The organism is Tumidithrix elongata BACA0141 (genome assembly GCF_036349135.1).
GTDB classification, from domain to species: Bacteria; Cyanobacteriota; Cyanobacteriia; order Pseudanabaenales; family Pseudanabaenaceae; genus Tumidithrix; species Tumidithrix elongata.
In genome coordinates, this window is record NZ_JAZBJZ010000001.1 from 10,796 (window position 1) to 34,078 (window position 23,283).

Here is a 23,283-nt window from a genome sequence, read left to right on the forward strand (position 1 = left end):
GATTAGGAATGTACAGGCTCTTGAAAAAGTTGGTTTTCCAAGGGTTCAACCTTTTGTCAGCAAGCTCTACCCATGTATTTTACATTCGTAAATGCAAGATCCCCGACTTTTTAGAAAAGTCGGGGATCGAAACCAGTTAATTTCTCAGTTCTAATAGGATTGTTAAAATCCGAGGAACTACAGGAATTAGGACTGCTATAGGACTTTAGCTAAACTGGAAGACCGTAGGAATTGAACCAGCTAGGACATTGTCGTTAATATTCCCAGCCGTGAACCCATTGACTCCATTCAAAGTTAGCAACAGCGAACCATTACCAAACCCAGCATTGCCAGCAACGCCATCACCTAGACGGAACTGCGTGTTTCCATTCACGGTTCGCACATCAACAGCAGCAATTCCATTGAACTGGAGGAGATCTCCGCCAAGCCCGCGAATGAATTGATTCACTGAGTCACTGCCATCGCCGAGGTTGTAGACGACCCGATCGACTGCGCCATCATTGAGCCCCAAGTTGAGCGTGTCATTGCCATTCCCTCCAACAAGCGTATCAGCTCCTAACCCACCTGTGAGCGTATCGTTGCCAAATCCACCACTGAGGATGTTGTTGCCGTTATTGCCTGTGATGACATTATTGACGCTATTGCCAGTACCGTTGATGTCTGAGGAGCCAGTTAACGTCAGATTCTCTAGGTTATCGACCAACGTCCAAGATACGCTTGCTTTTACGAGGTCTGTACCTTGGTTCAATCCTTCAACAATCGTGTCGCCCAAGTTATCGACGATGTAGGTATCGTTGCCCAGACCACCAATGAGAGTATCCACACCAACACCACCATCGAGCGTGTTGTTGCCGTTATTCCCCACGATCGTATTATCAAGATTATTACCAATGCCACTGATAGAACTGGTTCCTGTCAGCGTAAGGTTTTCTACATTGGCATCCAGCGTACGGGTGACGCTCGAGAGAATCGTATCCGTTCCTTCGTTTGCCAACTCGGTAACCACATCGCCTGTGTTATCGACGATATAGGTGTCATTACCAGCACCTCCTATGAGGGTATCAGCGCCAGAACCACCATTAAGGATGTTGTTACCACTGTTGCCAGCGATCGCATTTTTGAGACTGTTGCCAGTGCCGTTGATATCGCCAGTGCCCGTGAGGGTCAGATTCTCCAAGTTGCTACCTAAAGTCCAGTCAATGCTAGAGAGAACAGTATCCGTACCTGATGAATCAGTGATAGCATCGTTGATGTTATCGACGATATAGGTATCGTTGCCCGAACCACCATTTAAGCTGTCAGCCCCTAAACCCCCATCGAGGATATCGTTTCCAGATCCACCACTGAGCGTATTGTCGAGGTTGTTGCCAATCATGATGTTGTTCAGACTGTTACCCGTACCCGAAATAGCATTACCAGTCAGCGTTAGATTTTCTAGATTGTTGCCAAGCGTCCAATTGACGTTCGATTGAACCGTATCGATGCCTTCATTGGCTAGCTCCGTCACGAGGTCGCCTGTGGAATCAACGATATAGCGATCGTCACCCAGCCCACCTTTGAGCTTGTCATTCCCAGCACCCCCATCAAGGATATCGTTGCCGAATCCTCCGATGATTTCGTCAGCTTGACTGCTGCCCGTAGCAGCCAGACTACCAAGGAAGTTAGAGAAGTCAAAACTCTCGAAATTATTAATCGTGGTTCCACTGAGACCGAGTAGCCCTGCGAGTAGATCGACGCCAGTATCTGAGATATTGAGCGTGAGATTATCAGTGGATGTACCACCGAAGATCGTCAGCCGATCGCTGCCAGTACCACCATCGAGAATGTCGTTTTGTTGGAGGTTAAAGATATCGGCAATGACGCGATCGCTGCCATCTCCAGCAAGGATTTCATCGGGATAAGGGGTAGCAGCGAAAATGTTGTCGCCACTCGTGCCGTTTTGGGTGTTGTAGATATTCAGCGCGATCGCTTTACTGTCCGTCAAGGAACCACCGCTTCCGGTGTTACCTAGGTCGTTAACCGTGAGGTTAATCGTATCTGCACCAAGCCCGAGGATATTCGGATTGCCCTTGTAGGTAAGGGTTGCCAAGGCTGCGTTGATATCGGCGATCGCGCCGCTAAAGGTGATGTTGCTGCCAGTGGTAGTTCCTGTTGATCCAGTAGTAGCACCTAAAGTTAGAACACCCTTACCTGCTGTCAAAGTAACTTGAACTGTGGCATTGAGTGTTTCGCCTGCATCAATGTCGCTGATGCTAATCCCAGTAATCGGCTGACTCAAATTTCCGCTAACTTTACGGGTAAGAGATCCAGCCGTGAGGATTGGGGCATCATTCACGGCAGCGATCGCGAAGGATTGGGTTGCTGGTGTAATGCCACCTTTACCGTCGATGACGTTGTAGCTCAGATTAACTGTGCCGTTGAAGTTGGTGTTTGGTACAAAACTATAGGTGCCGTTTCCATTATTGGTAAGCGTGCCATTGGTTGCAGTGAGACCAGCCACAGACAGCACATCGTTATTGGCATCCGTGAACCCCGTGAGTAGGCTGGGTAAAGCGATCGTATAAGCAGTATCTTCTTTACCACCCACGAGGATTGCCTTAGAACCAGTTAGGACTGGTGCGCTATTGATGTCGTCGTTCGCAATGGTTAGAACTGCGGTGGGCTGCTTTGTACCCACTATTCCAGCGCTAGGATTAACCAAACTCAGGTTTACCGTCTCATCGCTTTCAGGATGAATATCTCCCACAATGGGGATCTGCACATCCTTGTATGTTTCGCCCGGAGCGAAAGTAACCGTAATAGGCTTGTTGTTGTAATCCACCGCCGAGTTATAGGTGTCGGGGTTAAAGAGCGCTTGTAATTGACCGCCTTCTACCAGTTCCCCAGTAATGGTGTAGTGGGCTTGCGTATCGACAAAGAACCAGCCTGGACCAAGAATATCTTGAGCGTCAATAATTCCCGAAGCTTCCTCGTCCTGAGTGAATGGTGCTGTTGGAGAAACCCCAATATCGCCGAAGCGAGCAGGATCGTGCTTAGCCAACATTTTCAAGCTATCGGTGGCAATGTCATACTGCCAGACTTTACCGTTGTGAGCGGCATTCCCAACATCTTCTAGGAGCAGAATGTGGCCGTATTTATCAACCGCCATATTGTCAAACATATTGCCACCCTCGGTACCATCGAGCAATAAGTCGATCGTGCCGCCTAGATCGGGGTTAGTGATATCGGTGAAATTTAAGCGCCAGAGACGACTGCGACCGACCTGAGTACCAACGCCATCAGCCACTTGGTCGAGACGATCAGTCGTGACAAAAAAGTACTGACTAGGATCGAGAGGATTCCACGCACCATCTTCAGGACGAGAGAAGGTGGTTGAAGCCATACCGCTTAGGGTGAAAGCAGTGCCACTTGTGATATTGGTAGCACGGGTAGTGGCGTTAGCAATCTCCACTGCGTTACCAGATACATTAATGAACTTGAGCGTGCCATTGGTCAGACCCGCTTTATCAATCTCAGTACCCGTATTTGTCTTCGTACCGACATAGACTGCGACAGCATTGTTCATAATGCCTGTGCCACCGTCATTATTTCCAATCACGATGGTCTTGTCTTGGGCGAAGGGATTGGCGAGGGCGTTTTCCCACGCACCAACACCAGTCAACCCAGAGCCGTTAGTAGAGAGGTCGAATTTGCCGAGGATATAAGTATCGCCTTTATGGGCACCTGTAGCGATCGTGGCTAGTTGATAGCCAGTAGCACCACCCTCTTCTCCATCCATGAAGATGCGCTCTTGCGTGCCGAGTCCAGTGGTAGGGTTATAGAAAGCTGTTACAGATGGGAGATCGGCAGAGCAAAAGCGATTAAAGTTAATCGTGCTCGTGGTGGTATTAGATTTTTGGTTAGCGGTGTCCCAGTTGTAAACGTTCTGAATCAGATCGCCGCCACTAACAACCGATAAATCGGATTTGTTAATCACCCAACTAGAAATGAAAGCGCCAGTACCGCCGTGAGCGCGAACAACGCCACTGGTACTGCCAAGTTCGTGGTTCATCAATAGGGTGAATGTACCATTCCCGTTGTCGAAGGTGCCTAGTCCATCGGGAATCCCAACCATTTTGTACCCGTTGATGGAGTCTCCTACTGTTAGGATGGAGGTCAAATTGACTCCCGATGTTACTGGAATCAAGTAAGGCGTTGCTGAACTGCTTACTCCTTTGGTTATGGCTTGAGTGGGAATTACACCGCCCGTTGCAGTCCCATCAGTCAAATTTAGCACTACTGAGTTTGTCCCTGATACATCTCCACGTCGGGTTACACGAACTGTTGCATTCGTGGAGACGTTTGGGTTGTTGCCCTCGGCGACACTGTAGTTGTTGGTACTAAAATCAAAGACAGGGGTGACATTCAGTGCACCTGCCTGAGTTTTGAATGAGTAAACGTAGCTAGGCAGCAATGTTGCTCCAGAAGTAGGGGGAGCAGAATCGATCGCTTGTTGCGTCCCATCTGTATATACATCCAGTTGAGTGCCGCTGCCGTTTTGCGTCACGCTGAAGTCGTTATCAGTGGCAATCAGGAGCGCGAAGGAACCATCCGCCAGTTGAGGACCGATCGCCAAGCCTTCAATTTTCTCTGGCACAGTCTGACCCGCAGCTTTAAGCTCACCTGCGATATCTAAGAACGCAGTCTTGCTGACAGGAGTAACACCAGCAGGGAGCGTGTTAGTGCCTGCTAAAGAAATTCCGCTAACATTGGTGGCTCCCGTCAGATCGATCTTGTAAACTAACTTCGAGCCGATCGGGAGGTTGCTCGCTGGATCGACGCCAATACCTCGATTATCTCGTTCCAGTACAAGCAGTTCGTTACTATTGATAGCAACAAGGGAGCTAACACCAATGTTGCGCCCTTGAGCAGTTGTCCCAAAATCGTTGGAAGATCCTGGAATGCGATTGTTAATATCGACCAGAGATTCTAACTGATAAATGTATTGAGCATCGCTCAAACCAGTTGCAACGTCATAGCGGACAATACGTACGTTACGGCTGCTACGCCCTGGGTTACTGCCACCAGATCCCTCTTCTTGCAAAGGATCTTGGAAGACAGCAAATAGTTTTGTGCCATCGGGACTGATTGCTAATCCTTCATAACCTCGGTTATCTTGGCGACCCGTAGTAGAGGAGACATCGCCTGCATAGTATGGAGCACCATTTACTTTAGGCAATACATTCGCAGGTGGTGTGAAGGCTCGAACAAATTTCCCAGTTGGCTCAAATTCATAAATGGATGGGCCATACTCATCGGAAACAAAGAAATTACCATTCGCTCCGACAACAAATCCTTCTGGATCTTGGCTTGAAGCTAGAAGGCTGCCATTGCCGCCATCGGGAAGTAGCTTAGAGTTAAGTCCATTGAAGGGAGTATCGATGGTGTAGGTGACCCCATTTAGGGTAGTACCTGCGGGGATATAGAAGGGAATAGTTTGCACTACTTGGAAGTTGGAAGCAGCCCCAGTTGTTGGGTCAACAGTCAAGGAGATCTTTTCGACTCTAGTTTGGTAAGGGATTGTGCCACCCCCAGGACCGCGATCTGCCAATCCATAATAGAAACCCGTACGATAGTCGTAGAAGAAATCAGATCCAAAACCACCTAAACGATTGATATTGGCTCCGCCATTTCCACCATTGGTTGGGAACAAATCGGTTGCATTGCCAGCCACTGTAATGGTGCTCACTAGGCTAGCTCCGTTAACCACAGCACCCAAAACAGTGTCCGCTCTCTCATTTAGGTTTTGGATTCGCAAATCCTGTGAAGCTGCAGTATCAGCAACGGAATAGGCTGTCTGCGGCGTACTGTAGAAAGCTTGCAGAAAGTCTTGGAACGCCTTCTGTTCGCCAAGGGTATTAGCAGGTACATTTGCAACAGCAGTGAAGTCTAAAGACTTATCAATCGGAGCTGACAGAGTACCATCGTTAAGTAGATAGCGGAAATTATCGGCATTTGCCTTAATCGGGTAGCCATCGCCTCCGTTTGCCGTGAAGTTCAGAACCGCAACGCTAATCTTTGCTGGTGCGCCTGCGAGCGCTACCCCATTGTCCGCGACTTTAGCGACAAGGTTGCCGTCGAGATCGTAGATCGCAACATCCTGTACTTTTTGCCCCGTTGCCTTTGAGGGATCGTATGAAAAGCGAACCCCGCCGATCTGCGCATAGCCACCATTACCAGGAGCAAGCCCAGCTGCATAGTTCAGAATATTCAGCAGTCCCTGAGGGGTCGTGTCGAATACCATCAGCTTGTTATCAAAGCGAAGCGCGTTTTCAATATCGAGCTGCGAGATCGCTCCTGCTGGCTTGTTAGCTGTTGGATTCGCTTCTGGTGCAACCTTAGCAAAGGTCACTTCGTCGATCGAGCCGATTGAGGCGCGGATACCACCGCCATTCTTTAGCGAGGCGAGAACAGCACCATTGCCTAAAGCTTGCTTGGCTTTGAACAAGTTAGCGTCGGCGGTAATGTCGCCAAGGTTGACTTCCTGCGCTCGACCGAAAGCGCGATCGCCTTCCAGATAAACGTTGGTGTAGCCAAAGATGTTGCTGTCCTTGGAGATAATTACATTGTTAATTGCCTGTGTGATGGCATTGACATTAGAGCCGATCGCACTACTGGCGACGATCTGAGCTGCTGTCTGTGTCGTACCATAGGCAGCCTGAAGGTTAGCCTCAGTTGACGCATAGGCTCCATTAATTATTGGATTGAGATTGGGAAGAATAATCTCGCCATTCGCATTGAAATCCACTACGAGGCGACCGAGATAGGAATATTCGGTATCAGTAGTAACAATCAAAGTTGGCTTACCGTCAGATCCAGCAGTGACAATGGGGTAGGTATCGACGAAGTTGGCGGAATGACCGTTAAAGCCAACAGCCGTATCATTTGCATCGCCCAAGCGCTCATGTCCACCACCAGCAACCATCACATCGATGCCAGAAACCAAGGGAGCAAGGGCTTTGTTGCGATCAATGGTGTCTAGCTGATCCACCATCACGATCTTGTTAATGCCAAGTGCTTTGAGCGCATCCACTGAAGCTTGAATATATGCCGCGACCTCCTGCAAATCATCGGTAGATGGGATGCCATCGTCCTTCGGTACAGTGCCATTCGGCGAGGTCTTACTCAACAGATCGTAGGTGGTAGCGCCAACGATACCGATCTTCTCTCCGCCTTGAGTTACTACGGTATAGGGCGCAATCTTACCCTTGATTGTGGAAGCTTCTTTGCCAGCGAATGCGTTCGTTGCCGTACCACCGAGCGAGGCATCGGCTAGACCTCGTAACGAGCTGTCAGCACTGAAGTTTAAATTGGATGTAATCAGAGGGAACTGCGCACCAGTCCAAGCTCCTGAGGGTGCGATCGCACTTTGCAAAACTGGCGAACCAAGATCGAACTCATGATTGCCTAGTGCTGAAACATCAGTTCCAAAAGCGTTCATGATCGCAATGTCAGGACGACCGAGTGCTGTGCTGCCGATGCCAGGCACTACATTTAGCGAAGGGTCGGAGCCGCCAACCAACCAAGGTCCAGGAATATAGCTATCGCCTTCACCAATGACTAAAGTATTGCTGTATTGGTCATCAAATTTGTCGATCAGCGCACCCATGATTGGTGCAGTTTCAACGCCAAGTAAGCCACTCTCACCATAGTAGTGAAGCAGTTGCAGGGTATAGGAAGCTTGATTGGGAGATGGGAGATTGAACCTTGCCACGCTCGGATCGTGGTCACTAACTTGATCGGCAAACTCAGAGTTAATATGTACGACATCAAAACCATCGAGTTTGCTACTGAGATTGTTGCTCACCAAAATCTGATCTAGCGCTTGGGCATTACCTTGAAAGTTATAGGTATAGCGCTCGTTGGCTGGCAGGGTTTCGATTAGAGTATTCAATCCACCACTTTCTAGAGTACTGAGAGGATTAGAGAACTCAAAATCATTTAAGTCACCTGCCACAACGATATTGGCATTCGGATTGGTTGCGAGCAAACCTTGCACGTAATCTTTGACGATGGTGGCTTGTTGGTTGCGTTGTACTTCGCTATTTAATGTCGGTGGTTGATTAGGTCCAAATAGAGGTTGATCGCCGCCTTTAGAGTTGAAGTGGTTGCCAATGACAGTCACTTCCTGTTGGTTAAAGACAAATTTGCCTACGAGAGGTTTACGGCTACTAGCGAAGGCATCACCATCAGCAAGGTTGGCATCGGTCAAGCGTTGCAATGAACCTTCAACAAAACTGACGCGATTGGGGTTAAATAGGAAAGCTACGCGGATGTTGCCCCCAGGCTCACCACCATCTTGATTGTTGACTGGGTTAATTTGGCGATATTCGTAAGTAGGCCCGCCAGTGGCTGCGATCGCGTTAATCAGCGTTTGCAAGGTTACACTTGCATCAACCGTACCATCGTTAGTTGCGCCGTTATTATCTTGAATCTCTTCGAGATTAATGATGTCTGGCGACTTCATGTTGGAAACAATCGCACTTGCCAAGGCATTAAATGTTGTGTCGCTAGGATCGAGGTTTTCCACATTGAAAGTTGCCACCGTCAATTGTGTGGCACTGCTCGTTAGGTTGGTGACCTCTTTTTGTAAAGTTGATGGTTGCATCACCGCTGGCGCAGTTGAAACCAAAACTTCGTAGTTGTTGAAATCGTAGTTAACGACACCAGTAACGGAGCTAAGCTGAGCGCCGACATTCACATCGGGCAATACAAGGGAATTGTTCAGATCGTCGATCTGGATTCTTTCAGGATTGAAATCACTGGATGTAATCAGGCTGCCACCTTTGCTGGTGAGACTGGTAGCATTGGTTCCATTGTCTGCTAACACCCAAATTTCTTCTGATGTTACTGATGGTACTGATGTTACAAATTTTGCCGTGGGTGAAGTAGTAACGGGATTATTCACTTGCACCAGCATTCCTTCTAGACTTTCGTAGAAGTCGATGCCATCTTGAGTGGGGTCGAAGATCCCATTATTCTCCACATTGGTAGCATCATTTTCAATCACTGATGTGGGAATTACTCGCCCGCCATTTCCTAGAACAGTCGGTGCGATCGCTGTCGTAGGTGGATTTGTCCAAGCCGAAACACTTAGAGCTTGAACGCCACTGTTGTTGACAATTTCGGTAACGGTTAGGTTATTGGCACTGCCACCTGGACGGAATTCGGAAACTGTGCCGCTCACTAATACTGCTTCGCCAACTGTTCGTGCGCCTAGAATTGCGGCGTTGGTTGTAAACACGAAAATTCCTTCAGAGGTCGCATCGTTGGCATCAGGCGTAGGGTCTTGGATGTAGAAGCCATTTGAGGCGATCGCGGTAACAATCCCTTGCACGTTTTGCACAGCCTGACCGTTCAGGGGTGAAAGGTGGGTAGCCCCTTGAATATCGTGAATGCGAACGGTGGGAGCGACCACAACATCATTGTCGGCGATCGTGATATTTAAAGCGGTAGTGCTACCTAAAATAATTCCTGAAGATGGATTGCTGATGCTTAATGTGGCAGTTTCTGTACCTTCAACTAAAACATCATCCACAACTGTAAAGGTCACAGAACCTGTGGTAGCACCATTCGCGATCGTGATGACATTATTACTTAGCGTATAGTCACCTGTAGTAATACCAAGCCCATTCACAGCAACGGTAACGCTTTGATCGCCAGTAACTGCACTAGAAGCAGTGGCAGTGACGGTAACAATAGTTAAGTTTTCTTCCGAACCCGTATTAGAGCTAACAGAGAGGTTCACATTCGGCGTTGTAATGCCGCCTGCGATCGGGATACTGCCAGTGGGCAACGTTGTTAAGTTGCTAAATGTCCAGTTGGCGGAATTATTAATTGCTGCTAGCCATTGCTCTTTTGTGCTAGTGCTCAGGGCATTCAAGTTAAATGCTGCGTAAGTTGCCGTATTGTTGAATAGAACTGCGGTGTTACCAGCCTGCGACAATCCTGGAATAACGTTCCCTGTCCCACTATCTGTAGCATTCTCGAAAGTACCCGTGTCATCAATTTGAAACAACGCGGTGATGCCAGCGTTGAGCGGATTAGTCGGGTTGCTTGATTGAAATGCTGCGATTTGCTCTGCGCTTTGGCTGAGAGATAAATCGTTGTAAGAGCCTGAAGAGGTGGTGCCGATCGCTCCTGATTTCGTCCAAGTAAAGTTCGCTGAGGTGTCAGTGCTTCGAATGACAGTGCCAGCAGCAATATCATTCACGGCAGTAAATCGGATCAAGTTTTCATTGCCATCGCCATCCGTTGCCGACGAACCTCTAAATCCCGTTCCAGTCCATCCATTATCTGTAAAGTAAATAACTGTTCCTGCATCAATGGGTGCTAGGTTGACGAAAGAAAAAGAGTCGGGACTACCATTTGTGATGTAGCCAACGATCGCAATATCTCCTGGAGTCAGAATTGAAGGTGCCATGGTTAAATAATTCTCACTAGCTTGTTTTGATACGTATCCGATAACTTGAAGCCAATAACATCAGAACCTCGCTCAAAGTGCTGGGGTGATTCTTAGAACTGTTCTTTGAGGTTTGGCTGAATACATTCCCACGACAAAAAATCCCCAAGATATAGGGAAATAATTTCACCTGAGATTAAGGGAAAAAAATATTTAGTTCTTTGTTCAGATCCAAGACTTCATAAAGCCCGATCGCTATCTCAGCGCGTCCACCTTCCTGAATCCCATAAAATTTGCTCACATTAGCCTATAGGAAAACTTCGTAGGTCTGGGTTAAGAGAAGAGAGGAATTTTGGTTAAGAGAAAGATAAATCTTTTGGGCTTACAAATTCATGTGTGAATTTACAAGCTCTTTAAAATTTCAAGTCAGTAGAACATTGAGGTTTTAGAAGCTTTGAATAAAATATTTGTCTCGTAATGCTTCAAAACGATCGCTACTCACTTCACCAGCCAGCAATCGCCGAACGTCCCATTTCAATCAGCGATCGCCCATCGTTCTATAAGAGAAAATTACTCTTCAATTTCTGAACTCAAAGAGCGATCGCCTATATCTACGTTCTTCTACAATAAAGTCTGTAGTTCCTGAATAAGATTTAGATCCCCGACTTTTTAGGTAAACTTGCAGATTTTTTTGACTCAATTAGAAAAAGTTGGGGATCTGAGCGCTAACTCTATTCTGGTTCTCAAGCATGATTCTCTTCCCCTAAGACCTCAGTCTTTAAAGTTTGTAAATTTCTTATTTCCCCGAGCCCTTTGTCATAATATATTCAGGAAAGTCAGGGCAACACGTGTCTCACGTCATCACAAAGTTGGGATCTAGATCGCAGAGATAGCTCTTCAAAACATAGGATCTAGGTCTTAAAATTTCCCGAAATATTGATTTGGGTTTGCAGCAAAATGTGCGGGGTATGGTAAGTTTTTAGCGCAATCCTAGGAGAACCTGAATCCTGATTGCTGACTGAGACGTTTCTTGTTTGTATGCTTTGGTTTTAACCTTGACTTCGATGCCCTATTCATAGCGTTAATTTTGCATGACTACCAACACCGATGCTATTCAGGACTTTCTCGATCGCATCCCAGCGTTTCAGAACCTCGATCGCATTGTTTTGAGAGAACTGAGGGAACGCTTACAGCCGCTACGCTATCGCATGGGGCAGGTGATCTTACGTCGCGAAACCATGCCAGCCCAAGTTCTGTTTTTATGGGAAGGTCAGGCAAGACTGATCGCTCAAGTACCCAAAACCACATTCCCGACCACCTTAGAAATTCTCAAGCCCGGGGCGGCGATCGGCTGGGCAAGTTTGATCCGTAATGTGCCCTGCGATACTGCGATCGCTTCAGTGGAAAGTACTTGTTTAGCACTAGATGCGGATGATTTTGAAAAATTTTGCGATCGCGATCCAGCCTTTAAGGCAGCTTTTACCAACCAAGTTTCTGCTTCTGAGGTCTTCGATCTCTTGGCATTAGAAATGGATCGACGCGCCCAAGCGCCTAGCAATTTTCCCCAACTTGCCCGCGAGGCTCTGCAAGATGCTGCCACGATTACTTTCTCATCGGGTAGAAACACCTTTACGAAACTCGATCCAGATTTTATTTGGCTCGTCAGTGGCGGACAAAATCTTACGCTTCCCGTTGGAACCAAACTCCATGCCAAAAATGATTTCATCGATATCGCATCAGGAGGTTCGCTACGTTTAATTGGTTTGCGCGATACCTTTGTTGCCACCGCTGAGATCGTAGAAGATTTACCGCCACTCCCCACCGCACTCGATATCCCTTACGCGCCCGATCGGCAACAGTGGGCAGATCGGGGCGATCGCCAAGCCCAAGATTACCCCCATATTCACGGTAGAGGCCCTGTCGATGCTTCGGCGGCCTGCTTTGAGATGCTGGCAAAGTACTGGCACATGCCCTTTAATCGCCATGCGATCAAACGCGCGATCGCCAATCAATACGAGCGCTCTGGCAAAATCTCTTTACAACTATGTGGCACGATCGCCGAACTGATGGGCTTGAACGGACAGTTGGTGGCAATTCCTGCCAGCGCCATTAGCCAAGTTCCTACGCCTGCCCTGTTGTCTTGGCATGATACCTTTGCAGTGCTCTATACAACTAGCGATCGCGAACAGGTGTTAGGCATTCCCGAACAGGGGATTGTCGTGAAGAAAACGGCTCAGTTTGCCGATCTTTGGGGAGAGTCAGGACAAATTCTATTACTCCAGCCCACCAAGGACACCCCCAAACAGAAATTCGGAATATCTTGGTTCTTGCCTTCGCTCAAACGCTATCGCAATCCTTTACTTACGGTTCTGTTTGCCTCTTTCTTCGTGCAACTGTTGGGTTTGGCAAATCCGCTGATCACGCAGGTGATTATTGACAAGGTGATTATCCAAAATGCACCCGCTACGCTCAACACCTTGGGCGTTCTTCTACTGACAGTGGCTGTGTTTGAAGCTGTGATTAGTGCCCTGCGCACCTATCTATTTGTGAATACCACCAATCGCATCGATCTAACCCTAGGTTCAGAAACCATCGATCACTTAGTTAGACTGCCTTTGCGCTATTTTGAGAAACGTTCTGTAGGGGAACTCTCTAGCCGCATTGGCGAACTTGAGAATATTCGTCAGTTCCTCACAGGTACGGCGCTCACTGTCGTTCTTGATGCTGTCTTCTCTGTCGTCTACATCGTTGTGATGATCTGTTATAGCTGGCTCTTAACATTGGTAGCATTGGGAACTGTGCCAATTTTTGGGCTGCTTACCTTTATCGTTGCACCGATCGTGCGATCGCAACTTCGTAGCAAGGCAGAACGTAATGCCGCCACGCAGTCCTATCTGGTCGAAGTGGTTTCGGGGATTCAAACGGTTAAAGCCCAAAGTATCGAACTACAATCGCGCTGGGAATGGCAACGTCGCTATGCACGCTACATTTCCGATGGATTTAAAACGGTGGTCACTTCCACGACAGCGGGTTCGATGAATCAGTTCTTAAATCAGTTCTCTAACCTGTTGTTGTTATGGGTCGGTGCATTTCTGGTACTAGATAACAAGCTCTCACTGGGACAGCTCATCGCCTTCCGCATCATTGCGGGCTATACGACTTCCCCCCTGCTACGTCTGATTCAGCTCTGGCAAAACTTCCAAGAGACCGCCCTCTCGCTCGAACGACTCAGCGATATTATCAACCATCCCCAAGAACAGGAAGAAGCGGGTCGTCGCAATATTCCCATGCCTGCCATTCAAGGGGCTGTGCGTTATGAGAGTGTGAACTTCCGCTTCAATCCTAATGGCAACTTGCAGCTCAATAATGTCAACTTAGAAGTTCCTGCGGGTAAGTTTGTCGGTGTGGTTGGAACCAGTGGTGCAGGTAAGAGCACGCTTACGAAGTTACTATCGCGGCTCTATGACCCCGAAGCAGGCAGGATTCTGATCGATGAATATGACATTGGCAAAGTCGAACTTTACTCTTTGCGCCGCCAGATTGGCGTAGTCTTACAGGATACCTTGCTGTTTGATGGTACGGTGCAGCAAAATATTGCCTTGACTAATCCCGATGCTACCCCCGAAGAAATCATTGCAGCAGCGCGAACTGCTTGTGCCCACGATTTCATCATGCAGTTACCTCAGGGTTACGAATCACGGGTGGGAGAACGCGGCTCTTCTCTTTCGGGCGGACAAAGACAGCGAATTGCGATCGCGCGGACAGTTTTGCAAAAGCCACAACTACTCATTCTCGATGAAGCCACTAGCGCGCTGGATTACAATACCGAGCGTCAAGTCTGCTTAAATTTGGCGGATGAGTTTCGAGGGCGGACGGTTTTCTTTATCACCCACCGTCTAGCTACGATTCATAGTGCTGACTCGATCGTGGTGATGGATAGCGGACGTATTGCCGAGCAAGGAACCCATCACGAACTGATGGCTATGCAGGAACGCTATTACTGCTTATATCGCCAGCAGGAGGCAGCAGGGGAATCGTAAACCAGATTCATTCAAGGCTCCATTCAAGGCTCAGTGATTTGTGTAAATTCGGTTTAGTGAAGGTAAATAAGATATGTTCGAGCGCAAAAAAGATAAGCGAAGTAACAATCGCGATCGCAGTCAAGCACAGAAGATAGAAGCGGGTATATCTCAAGACTTGACTGTTGGTCATGAGAATGTGGCAAAGCTTTCAGAAACGATCCCCCCCGAGAAACTGCCTGCTGCGACGAAAAAGAGCTTCGATCAGCCCTTGGCATTGAGTCAATCGCCTAAGTGGATTCAAACGATTTTATGGACATTACTCGGTTCCGTGACAGTGGGGCTAGTTTGGGCTTCGGTCGCCAAGATCGAAGAATCCATTCCCGCCCAGGGGAAATTGGAGCCGCAGGGTGCAGTCAAAGAAGTGCGAGCGCCCTCCAATGGTGTACTTAAGGAGGTTTTAGTTCAGGATGGGCAGCGCGTGAAGGAAGGGGACGTCCTGTTAAGGATTGACTCGACCGCCGCCAAAGCTCAGCTTGAATCCCTACAAAAGTTGCGCAAAAACCTGCAACAGGAGAACCAGTTCTATCAGGATGTCCTTAATGGGAAGCGATCGCCAATCGATCCTTCTAAAGCAAAGGCTGTGCCTGCGGAGTTTTTTGCCCTCGCTCGCAGCCGTGAAGCGCTGGTGTCTGAAATGCAACTTTATCGGATGCAGGTGAATGGTGGAGAGGCAAATTTGACGGACGACCAGCAGGATCGACTGAGTGCTTCTAGAGCCGAGCTAAGTTCGCGATCGCAGGCTGCGGATGCCAGTATTGCCCAGTCGATCGAACAGTTAAACCAAACTCGCATTAATCGCACTGGTCGTCAGAATTCGCTAGCGATCGACAAAAAAATTCTTGATGGTCTTGAAGGACTTGCCAAGGAGGGGGGGATTTCACAAATTCAATATCTCAACCAAAAGAAACAGGTACAGACCACGGAATCAGAGATTCGCCAATTAGCGCAGGAGGAAATGCGGCTTAAAGCAGCGATCGTAGAAGGACAGGCACGTTTGAACAATACCTTTGATACCACGCGCAAGGAGTTAACGAGCCAAATTGCCGACAATACCAAACGAATTGCGGAAATCGATAGCCAGTTCACTAAAGCTCTGGTGGAAAACAGCAAACGGCTTGCCGAAATCGAAGGACAAATCAGTCAAGCTGAAGTAGCTCTCAAATATCAAGAATTGCGTGCCCCTGCATCGGGTACGGTATTTGAACTGAAAGCGGGTCTAGGCTATGTTGCAAATTCAAACGCCAGCGAAATCGTTCTCAAAATCGTGCCTGACGACATGTTAATTGCGAAAGTGTTTATCACCAACCAAGATATCGGGTTTGTTAAAGAGAATATGCCTGTGGATGTGCGCATTGATTCGTTCCCTTTTAGCGAATTTGGCGATGTTAAAGGGAAATTAATCTGGATTGGTTCCGATGCGCTGCCACCCGACCAAACCCACCCCACCTATCGTTTCCCTGCCAAGGTACAGATCGAGCGACAAACTCTGAATGTCAACGGTCGCGAAATTCACTTGCAGTCTGGGATGTCTCTGACGGCAAATATTAAAATCCGCGATCGCACGATCATTAGCCTCTTTACTGACTTCTTTGTCAAAAATACGGAAAGCCTCAAGTTTGTGCGCTAGAGATTTGAATTGGTGATTCGCCAATTCAAATCTGAATGGCAACTTACGCTTTCGATCGCGATCTCAGACTAGCTTAGACAGATCGTCAATTTCAAAATATTGGTGAAATTTTTCCGTTACTTGCAGCCAGTACGATCGCCCATCGGATTGACGGCGTTTGCGGACAAACCCCTGCTCGACTAGCTCTTGGATTTGGGGATATGCCCCTGAGCCGCGCAATTCCACCAGTTCGGATTGGGTAATTGGGTTTTTGAGCGCGATCGCGGCCAAAGTCCTTAACGCTCCCCGCCCTAAATCGCTGGGAACCAGTTTTTGCACGAGATCGGCAAACTCTTCGCGCAAGCGCAAAGAGAACCCAGTATCGGTTTCGGCAATTTCTAACGCGCTATTGCGATGGGCATATTCAGCGATTAAATCGATCAAGCCTTCTTCGGCAGTAGATTGATCGCAGGCTAAGATTTCCGCGATCTCGGCGATCGTAATGGCTTGCCCTTTGAGATAAAGGATCGCTTCAATTTTTTGGGAGACTAACTCTGACATGGCAAGATTGTACATAACGACGGCAGTTATGAGCGAAGGAGATTGAAATCGTGCCCAGTAGCATCATGTATTACGAGGATAATTATGTTGTGTTAGCACCCAGCATGACCGAACAGTTTATGACGGCATCTGAGCTAGAGAACTGCTTGCGCGGTTTGCTCGCAGATATACAGGATAATTTACCGTTAGACTTACAAAAAATTCCAGCGATCGACGATCAAGTGCAACGCTTACTCAAAACTGCCTGCGAACTTGACTGTGGCGATGCGGGGACATGGCAGTGGTATGCCGTGCGACTAGAAAAATAGAATTTTGAACCTTGACATTCCCTATGGTTAACCTATAGGAATTTCTATGGATTGCAGCAACTCGGCACAGCAACCATAGTTTACGATTCTTAAAGATGTTTTTATAAAACTTGAGATTCCTATGGCTGATATTGTCGATATTGCGGTCGGTGCAGGTGCATTTAAAACCTTAGTCACTGCTGTCCAAGCAGCAAATTTAGTCGATGCACTCAAGAGCCCTGGTCCATTCACGGTGTTTGCACCCAATGATGACGCCTTTGCCAAACTCCCTGGGGGAACCATTACAACCCTAGTGCAAAATATTCCCCAATTAACGCGAATCCTCACCTTTCACGTTGTCTCTGGCAAATATACGAGAGCCGATCTAGCAAAACTAGATAAAGTGACTTCTTTAGAAGGAACCACCATTGACTTGCAAGTCTCTGATACTGTATTTGAAGTCAATAATGCTACGGTAGTGGCAGCGGATATTGAGGCAGATAATGGCATCATTCATGTGATTGACACTGTCATTCTCATGCGTCCTTTCTATTTTGAGGGCTATATGACCGCTGGCTATGCTGGAATGAAGTCTTAGGCCGATCGAATCACGATCGGAGGGGCACAATGTACGACTTTGCGATCGTTGGTGGCGGAATTGTGGGATTGGCGACAGCGATGGCACTCTGTCAGCGATATCCCCAAGCAAAATTGCTCCTGCTCGAAAAAGAAAGCCAGTGGGCATTTCATCAAACTGGGAATAATAGTGGGGTCATTCATTCAGGCATTTACTATCGCCCCGGCAGTTTTAAAGCCAAGTTTTGCCATGATGGTTGCAGGTCTATGGTGGCATTTTGCCGCGAACATGGCATTGCCCATGAGGTCTGTGGCAAAGTCATTGTTGCGACACAAGCAAACGAACTGCTTCAGCTAGACAACCTATTCCAGCGTGGCTTAGCCAATGGGCTGCAAATCGCTAAAATCAGTGCTGAGGAAGTCAAAGAAATTGAGCCCCATGTCCAATGTTTGGCAGGAATTCGCGTTTTCTCAACGGGAATTGTGAGCTATAGGCAGGTGTGTCAAAAATACGCCGAAATCGTCCGCGATCGCGGTGGCGAACTTTTGCTCAATACGAAAGTCGAAAAAATCACGCCCACATCAGATGGGCAAATCTTAGAAACCGATCGCGGCACATTCTCAACACGCTTGCTAATCAACTGCGGTGGGCTGCAAAGCGATCGCCTTGCCAAACTTGGCAATGTCGATCCACAGGCGCAGATTGTCCCATTTCGCGGCGAATATTACGAACTCAAACCCGAAAAACGCGATCTGGTCAAAACCCTGATCTATCCTGTGCCCAATCCCAACTTTCCATTTTTGGGCGTCCATTTTACCAAAATGATTGATGGCAGCGTCCACGCAGGCCCCAATGCCGTGCTGAGTCTCAAGCGCGAAGGATACAAGAAAACCGATTTCGATCTCAAAGATATGGCGGAAATTTTCTCCTATCCTGGATTTTGGAAACTTGCAGCCAAACATGCCAACGAGGGCATCCAAGAAATTATCCGTTCGTTTAGCAAAGCGGCATTTGTACGCAGCCTCCAGCAACTAATTCCCGCCGTGCAAGCCGATGATTTAGTCCCCACCCATGCAGGTGTGCGGGCGCAGGCACTCCAACCCAACGGTCAACTTGTCGATGATTTCTTAATTGTCAAAGGGCAACATTCTGTCCATGTTTGCAATGCCCCCTCCCCCGCTGCTACCTCATCCTTAGAAATTGGCAAAGCGATCGCTGCGGAAGTTAACCTAATGCTGTCTTAAATTGGGCAGATTATGTAGTTGCTGCCAGTAAAGGCTGGCACTGGGGACAAAAATGCGAAGAACGCCCAGCTAGTTTGATGCGCTCGATCGCGGTTTGACAGACCCTACAGGGTTGTCCTGTGCGACGAAATACCCAAGCCGTATCGATGTAGTTGCCTTTATCACCACCCAGATCGCGGAAATCACTGAATGTAGTTCCCCCTTTGGCGATTCCTGCTCGCAGCACTTGGATAATTGCTTGGTGCAATGCGATCAGATTTGCCTCATTCAAACTACTAGCGGGCTGGCGCGGATGAATTTTGCTCAAGAACAAACATTCATCTGCATAGATATTGCCAATCCCTGCCACGATCGCTTGGTCGAGTAGAGCATTTTTAATCGGACGATCTCGACCCTGTAAGCGTTGGGCTAGATACTCAGGGGTGAACTGCGGGTCGAAAGGCTCTATGCCCAAATTTTGCAGACCCGTGATGATGGTTTCGAGGGCTGTGTCTTGGGGAACCCACCACATTTGCCCAAAGGTACGCTGATCGTCAAAGCGCAATTCCTTTTCGCCATCAAAGAATAACCTTACGCGCGTGTGTTTGTGCACCTCTGTCGTCGCATCGCACCAGCGCAGGCTACCTGTCATGCGTAAATGTACGCCCAACCAACTCTGATTGCTCAATTCCCCTAGCAGGTATTTGCCCCGTCGATGCCATTCGACAAACGCAGCTTCGGCAAGGGCAGACAAAAAATCAGTCGGCAGATTCGGATAGGCAACTGTGCGTGGTAATAGCACTTCACCTCCTCGAATCTGCCGACCAAGTGTATTTTGATTTAAACCGAGTCGAACGGTTTCAACCTCTGGTAACTCAGGCATCGTAAAACTACTAACTGTATAAACAGCTAATAGCTTAACGTTTATGAAACTTCTTCAACTTCGTCAATTGCAAAGTTGTTGGTAGCAACACCAGAATAGTTAACTTTTTCAAAGCGAACGATTACGGGGTAGATGATGCCACTCTTGTCGATCGAAGCTACGGTACCGAGATCGCGATACCAGTAAGATTCTTTGCGAAGGATACGCACTTTAGAGCCGCGTTGAATTGCCATAGAGTCTTCCTTGTTAAACTAGGTTGAATTCTAAAAATAAATAAGAACAATTATTGCAATCTAGGTTACTGCGATGCGATCGCCTCTGTCTATTTCCTGTTCGTTAAGTTTTATGTAACACCGATTCAGTATCATGGGTAAAAACACCTTCAGAATCCTTGAAATTCAACTTAATTCCATACTTTTGAAACCATGGGGATTATCAAAAAGCGATCTGCTGCGAAAGTCCGTGCCAATGAAATTTTGATTCGGCTAAAGCGGTTATATCCCGATGCCACCTGCACGCTTACCTATGACACCCCAGTCCAGTTACTCGTGGCAGTAATTCTCTCGGCTCAATGTACCGACGAACGGGTAAATAAAGTTACACCTGAGCTATTTCGGCGTTTTCCCGATGCCCAAGCGCTTGCTGCCGCCGATATCGAAGAGTTGACCGAGTTGGTGCGCTCCACGGGGTTTTATCGCAACAAAGCCAAGAATATCAAAGCCACGGCTTCGATTCTAGTCGAGCAGTTTGGTTCCGAAGTTCCCAAACGCATGGAAGAAATCATTACCCTCCCTGGGGCAGCGCGTAAAACTGCCAATGTCGTGCTTGCCCACGCCTACGGCATCAATGCGGGAGTGACGGTGGATACCCATGTCAAACGGCTAACCAAACGATTGGGACTAACCAAGCATGACGACCCGCTCAAAGTCGAACGAGATTTGATTAGTCTCTTGCCCCAAGAGGATTGGGAAAATTGGTCAATTCGCCTGATTTATCACGGTCGTGCCGTTTGCAATGCTCGTAATCCTGCCTGCGATCGCTGCGAACTAGCCGATCTATGCCCCTCCGATCAGTCTGCGATCCTGACCGTCCCGCCTTTAAAACGGGTATCTGCTCTTGCGTAAACATACAAAACTGCGATCGGCGGCGTAATCTGAAGTGAATTGTTTTTATTGCTTATGCGATCGCGGCACTAGTTCTGTGAATTCGCCCTTCTGGTGCGCCTCTTTGGGGTACTGAAGTTGAAATTATGTTATTCTCAAGAAGCTATCGTTATTGATAATGACCTATGTCTCCCGATCAGACAGCTTACTCGCCAGAAGCACTAAAAGCGGAACTCAACGCGAAAGGGTGGCGCATGACTCCGCAACGAGAAGTGATTTTGAGCACTTTTCAGAATCTGCCAGAGGGAGAGCATTTGAGTGCTGAAGATCTGTTTTATCGGTTGCAAGAACAGGGCGAAAATATCAGTTTGTCAACCATTTATAGAACGGTGAAACTGATGGCACGCATGGGGATTTTGCGAGAGCTAGAGTTAACCGAAGACCACAAGCACTACGAGCTCAATCAGCCCCGACCTCATCATCACCATCATTTAGTTTGTATGAAGACCAACCGCGTTATTGAGTTTAAAAACGACCAGATTTTAACAATTAGTCAGAAAGTTGCCGATAAATACGGGTTTAAGGTTCTAGATTGCCAACTTACAATTATTGGTGTGAGCCCAGAGGGGCAGCGATCGATTTTTTAAGGAGCAACTCGCAGATATCCCGAAAATATAACGTTCAGACCTTCTTTTTAGTGCTTGCCCCGCAACAGTTGCCATGCAAAGAGAATCACGAATAGCGGATTGTTGAGCAAATACCTACGCCAGAGGCGTTGTGGTTCTTGAGCAAAGCGATAGAGCCATTCTAGACCGAGACGCATGATCCAGCGTGGGGCTTGCGATACCTGCCCGCTATGAAAATCGAAGGCTGCACCCACACCCACCATGACGGCATCTAATTTCCCCTGCACCTGTGCCATCCAAAATTCCTGCTTCGGGCATCCCAAGGCTACGAAGACGACAGCCGCACCAGATTCTTTGATTAGCGTCAGCTCGGATTCTAAGACTTCTACATCCTTTTGGTAGGGAGGAGCATAGCTACCCGCGATCGCTAACTGTGGGAATTGTACTTTTAAGTTCCGTTCTAATTTCTCTAAAGTCTCTGTTTTGCTGCCATAGAGATAAACTGATAAGCCTTCTTTTGCAGCGCGATCGCACCATGCCAGCATCAAGTCTGGCCCATAGACCCTCGGCTGATTCCGCACGCCTAACAGCCGCAATCCCCATACCAGAGGCATTCCATCGGGTGTAACCAGAATGGCACGATTGACCACCTCGCGATAGGTTCGATCCCAAAAGGCAGTCATCACCACATGCACGTTTGCCGCCACAATATAGCAGGAGGTTTTACTCTGTGCTAGGCTCAAGATGCGATCGCAAGCATCTTCATAGCTGGTTGCGTGAATCTCCACACCAATGATGGGGAAGGATTTGGAATTCTGGTTTGCGGATAGTAGATTCAATTCCCTGACTGCGTTTCATGGATGAATTTGATCACTCCCAAATGGTAGGGAGCCTTGCCTGAGATATCAATTTTTGCTTGCTCTATACTGAGGAACTTCCAAAAAGGATCTTGCTGCCTCAGATCGGCGGCTTTGGGATAAATGAGCTTGGCGAGTTCGTATACCATTTGCGGTTCGAGATCGCTACGCACGACGAGGAAAGCAAACACAGAAATTGCAGAAGTTTCTGCTTGCTGCCAAGGATAGGTTTTTGCGGCAATGTAAACAGGGGCATAGAGACTGAAACCTGCCTGTGTCTGTTCTAAGGGCACAAAGTCATCATTCGAGAGAGACAGCAATTGCAGGTTATTACTATCTTCGGCTGAAAGCTCTAACAGCAAAGGCACACCCTTAGAAGCGGTAAAAAAAGCTGCATCTAATTCCCCACGATTCACTTTTTGAATCGATTCCCTCACATCCATAAATTGAATGTTTTGACTGGCTAGTTCAGCTTTTAAGCCCATCACAGAATAAATCGCTTTGGCGCTGACAGCGGTTCCCGATTCTTGAGGGCCGAAACTCACCCTTTTGCCTTGCAGATCCTTTAGACTTTGAATCCCCGATCGCTTATTCACAATAATGTGAATCACTTCATTGGTGGCAGGGGCAAAGATGCGAATTTTACCGATTACATTGGTACCATTGGCGCGATCGGATTCTTCCTGCAATGCCGCTACATCCATTTGAATGAAAGCAAGATCGGCTTTGCCCTCGGCGATCGCTTGCAGATTTTGCAACGAACCCGCCGATTCTTTGACTCTCAGCTGTAAACCCGATCGCTTCAGCAATTCGTTTAACTCGATCGCGGCTTTATAGTAACTTCCTTGCTTGCTGCCTGTGAGCGTAATGAACTGGCGTTTGGGAATATTTTTGCCATGCACTGCTGGCGATGGAGAAAAGTCAAAGGACAACGATGGGGAAGCGATCGCCTCCCTCAGACCAACCGCCATCCCACCCAGCACACCGCTAAACAGCAGTGCTGTCAGTCTCACACCCACCAGCAAGTCTTGCTTCAT

Annotated in this window: 13 protein-coding genes; 7 read left to right on the forward strand and 6 right to left on the reverse strand. The window is 47.9% G+C overall.

Annotation, left to right across the window (positions count from 1 at the left end):
- Positions 1-205 precede the first annotated feature (205 nt).
- Positions 206-10,462, reverse strand: coding sequence for an esterase-like activity of phytase family protein (locus V2H45_RS00065; RefSeq protein ID WP_330481553.1), 10,257 nt, complete (start codon positions 10,460-10,462; stop codon positions 206-208).
- A 1,070-nt stretch (positions 10,463-11,532) separates the two neighbouring features.
- Here V2H45_RS00065 and V2H45_RS00070 point away from each other — a divergent pair.
- Positions 11,533-14,481, forward strand: a complete 2,949-nt coding sequence (locus tag V2H45_RS00070; protein ID WP_330481554.1) for a peptidase domain-containing ABC transporter — start codon at positions 11,533-11,535, stop codon at positions 14,479-14,481.
- 73 nt (positions 14,482-14,554) lie between these two features.
- Positions 14,555-16,150, forward strand: coding sequence for an HlyD family efflux transporter periplasmic adaptor subunit (locus V2H45_RS00075; protein ID WP_330481555.1), 1,596 nt, complete (start codon positions 14,555-14,557; stop codon positions 16,148-16,150).
- Between the two features lie 63 nt (positions 16,151-16,213).
- Here V2H45_RS00075 and scpB read toward each other — a convergent pair whose 3' ends face one another.
- Complete coding sequence (gene scpB / locus V2H45_RS00080) at positions 16,214-16,690, reverse strand: SMC-Scp complex subunit ScpB (RefSeq protein ID WP_330481556.1); 477 nt, start codon at positions 16,688-16,690, stop codon at positions 16,214-16,216.
- Positions 16,691-16,740: 50 nt separating this feature from the next.
- Here scpB and V2H45_RS00085 point away from each other — a divergent pair, with 50 nt between their 5' ends.
- From V2H45_RS00085 to lhgO, 3 genes are all read left to right on the forward strand, one after another.
- A complete protein-coding gene (locus V2H45_RS00085) occupies positions 16,741-16,998 on the forward strand; it encodes a chlororespiratory reduction protein 7 (RefSeq protein ID WP_330481557.1) in 258 nt (85 codons plus the stop codon).
- 121 nt (positions 16,999-17,119) lie between these two features.
- Positions 17,120-17,575, forward strand: coding sequence for a fasciclin domain-containing protein (locus V2H45_RS00090; RefSeq protein WP_330481558.1), 456 nt, complete (start codon positions 17,120-17,122; stop codon positions 17,573-17,575).
- Positions 17,576-17,604: 29 nt separating this feature from the next.
- Positions 17,605-18,798: an L-2-hydroxyglutarate oxidase gene (lhgO, locus tag V2H45_RS00095; RefSeq protein WP_330481559.1), complete on the forward strand. Its 1,194-nt coding sequence runs from the start codon at positions 17,605-17,607 to the stop codon at positions 18,796-18,798.
- Between the two features lie 10 nt (positions 18,799-18,808).
- On the opposite strand, the gene V2H45_RS00100 is transcribed toward lhgO, so the two are convergent.
- Together V2H45_RS00100 and V2H45_RS00105 are read right to left on the reverse strand one after the other, a co-directional pair.
- Complete coding sequence (locus tag V2H45_RS00100) at positions 18,809-19,660, reverse strand: DNA-formamidopyrimidine glycosylase (RefSeq protein WP_330481560.1); 852 nt, start codon at positions 19,658-19,660, stop codon at positions 18,809-18,811.
- A 41-nt stretch (positions 19,661-19,701) separates the two neighbouring features.
- Positions 19,702-19,893 (reverse strand): photosystem I reaction center subunit IV, encoded by a 192-nt coding sequence (locus V2H45_RS00105; protein ID WP_330481561.1) that lies wholly within the window; start codon positions 19,891-19,893, stop codon positions 19,702-19,704.
- Between the two features lie 192 nt (positions 19,894-20,085).
- On the opposite strand from V2H45_RS00105, the gene nth reads away from it, so the two are divergent.
- Entirely contained in the window at positions 20,086-20,784 is a 699-nt protein-coding gene (nth, locus tag V2H45_RS00110; RefSeq protein ID WP_330481562.1) for an endonuclease III, read from the forward strand.
- Positions 20,785-20,948: 164 nt separating this feature from the next.
- The gene (locus V2H45_RS00115; RefSeq protein WP_330481563.1) at positions 20,949-21,410 is read left to right on the forward strand and encodes a transcriptional repressor; all 462 of its coding nucleotides are present in this window, start codon (positions 20,949-20,951) and stop codon (positions 21,408-21,410) included.
- A gap of 47 nt (positions 21,411-21,457) precedes the next feature.
- Here the strand turns inward: V2H45_RS00115 and V2H45_RS00120 are convergent, their stop codons facing one another.
- Both V2H45_RS00120 and V2H45_RS00125 read right to left on the reverse strand, forming a co-directional pair.
- Complete coding sequence (locus V2H45_RS00120) at positions 21,458-22,228, reverse strand: WecB/TagA/CpsF family glycosyltransferase (RefSeq protein WP_330481564.1); 771 nt, start codon at positions 22,226-22,228, stop codon at positions 21,458-21,460.
- Positions 22,225-23,283, reverse strand: a complete 1,059-nt coding sequence (locus tag V2H45_RS00125; protein WP_330481565.1) for a TAXI family TRAP transporter solute-binding subunit — start codon at positions 23,281-23,283, stop codon at positions 22,225-22,227. The genes V2H45_RS00120 and V2H45_RS00125 overlap by 4 nt, the downstream gene beginning before the upstream one ends.

What these genes read in the sequence shown, in the direction of transcription:
- V2H45_RS00065 (WP_330481553.1), bottom strand. Translation starts at nt 10,462, where the DNA reads ATGGCACCTTCAATTCTGACTCCAGGAGATATTGCGATCGTTGGCTAC.
- lhgO (WP_330481559.1), top strand. Translation starts at nt 17,605, where the DNA reads ATGTACGACTTTGCGATCGTTGGTGGCGGAATTGTGGGATTGGCGACA.
- V2H45_RS00115 (WP_330481563.1), top strand. Translation starts at nt 20,949, where the DNA reads ATGTCTCCCGATCAGACAGCTTACTCGCCAGAAGCACTAAAAGCGGAA.
- V2H45_RS00075 (WP_330481555.1), top strand. Translation starts at nt 14,555, where the DNA reads ATGTTCGAGCGCAAAAAAGATAAGCGAAGTAACAATCGCGATCGCAGT.
- scpB (WP_330481556.1), bottom strand. Translation starts at nt 16,690, where the DNA reads ATGTCAGAGTTAGTCTCCCAAAAAATTGAAGCGATCCTTTATCTCAAA.
- V2H45_RS00070 (WP_330481554.1), top strand. Translation starts at nt 11,533, where the DNA reads ATGACTACCAACACCGATGCTATTCAGGACTTTCTCGATCGCATCCCA.
- V2H45_RS00125 (WP_330481565.1), bottom strand. Translation starts at nt 23,283, where the DNA reads ATGAAGCAAGACTTGCTGGTGGGTGTGAGACTGACAGCACTGCTGTTT.
- V2H45_RS00100 (WP_330481560.1), bottom strand. Translation starts at nt 19,660, where the DNA reads ATGCCTGAGTTACCAGAGGTTGAAACCGTTCGACTCGGTTTAAATCAA.
- V2H45_RS00090 (WP_330481558.1), top strand. Translation starts at nt 17,120, where the DNA reads ATGGCTGATATTGTCGATATTGCGGTCGGTGCAGGTGCATTTAAAACC.
- nth (WP_330481562.1), top strand. Translation starts at nt 20,086, where the DNA reads ATGGGGATTATCAAAAAGCGATCTGCTGCGAAAGTCCGTGCCAATGAA.
- V2H45_RS00105 (WP_330481561.1), bottom strand. Translation starts at nt 19,893, where the DNA reads ATGGCAATTCAACGCGGCTCTAAAGTGCGTATCCTTCGCAAAGAATCT.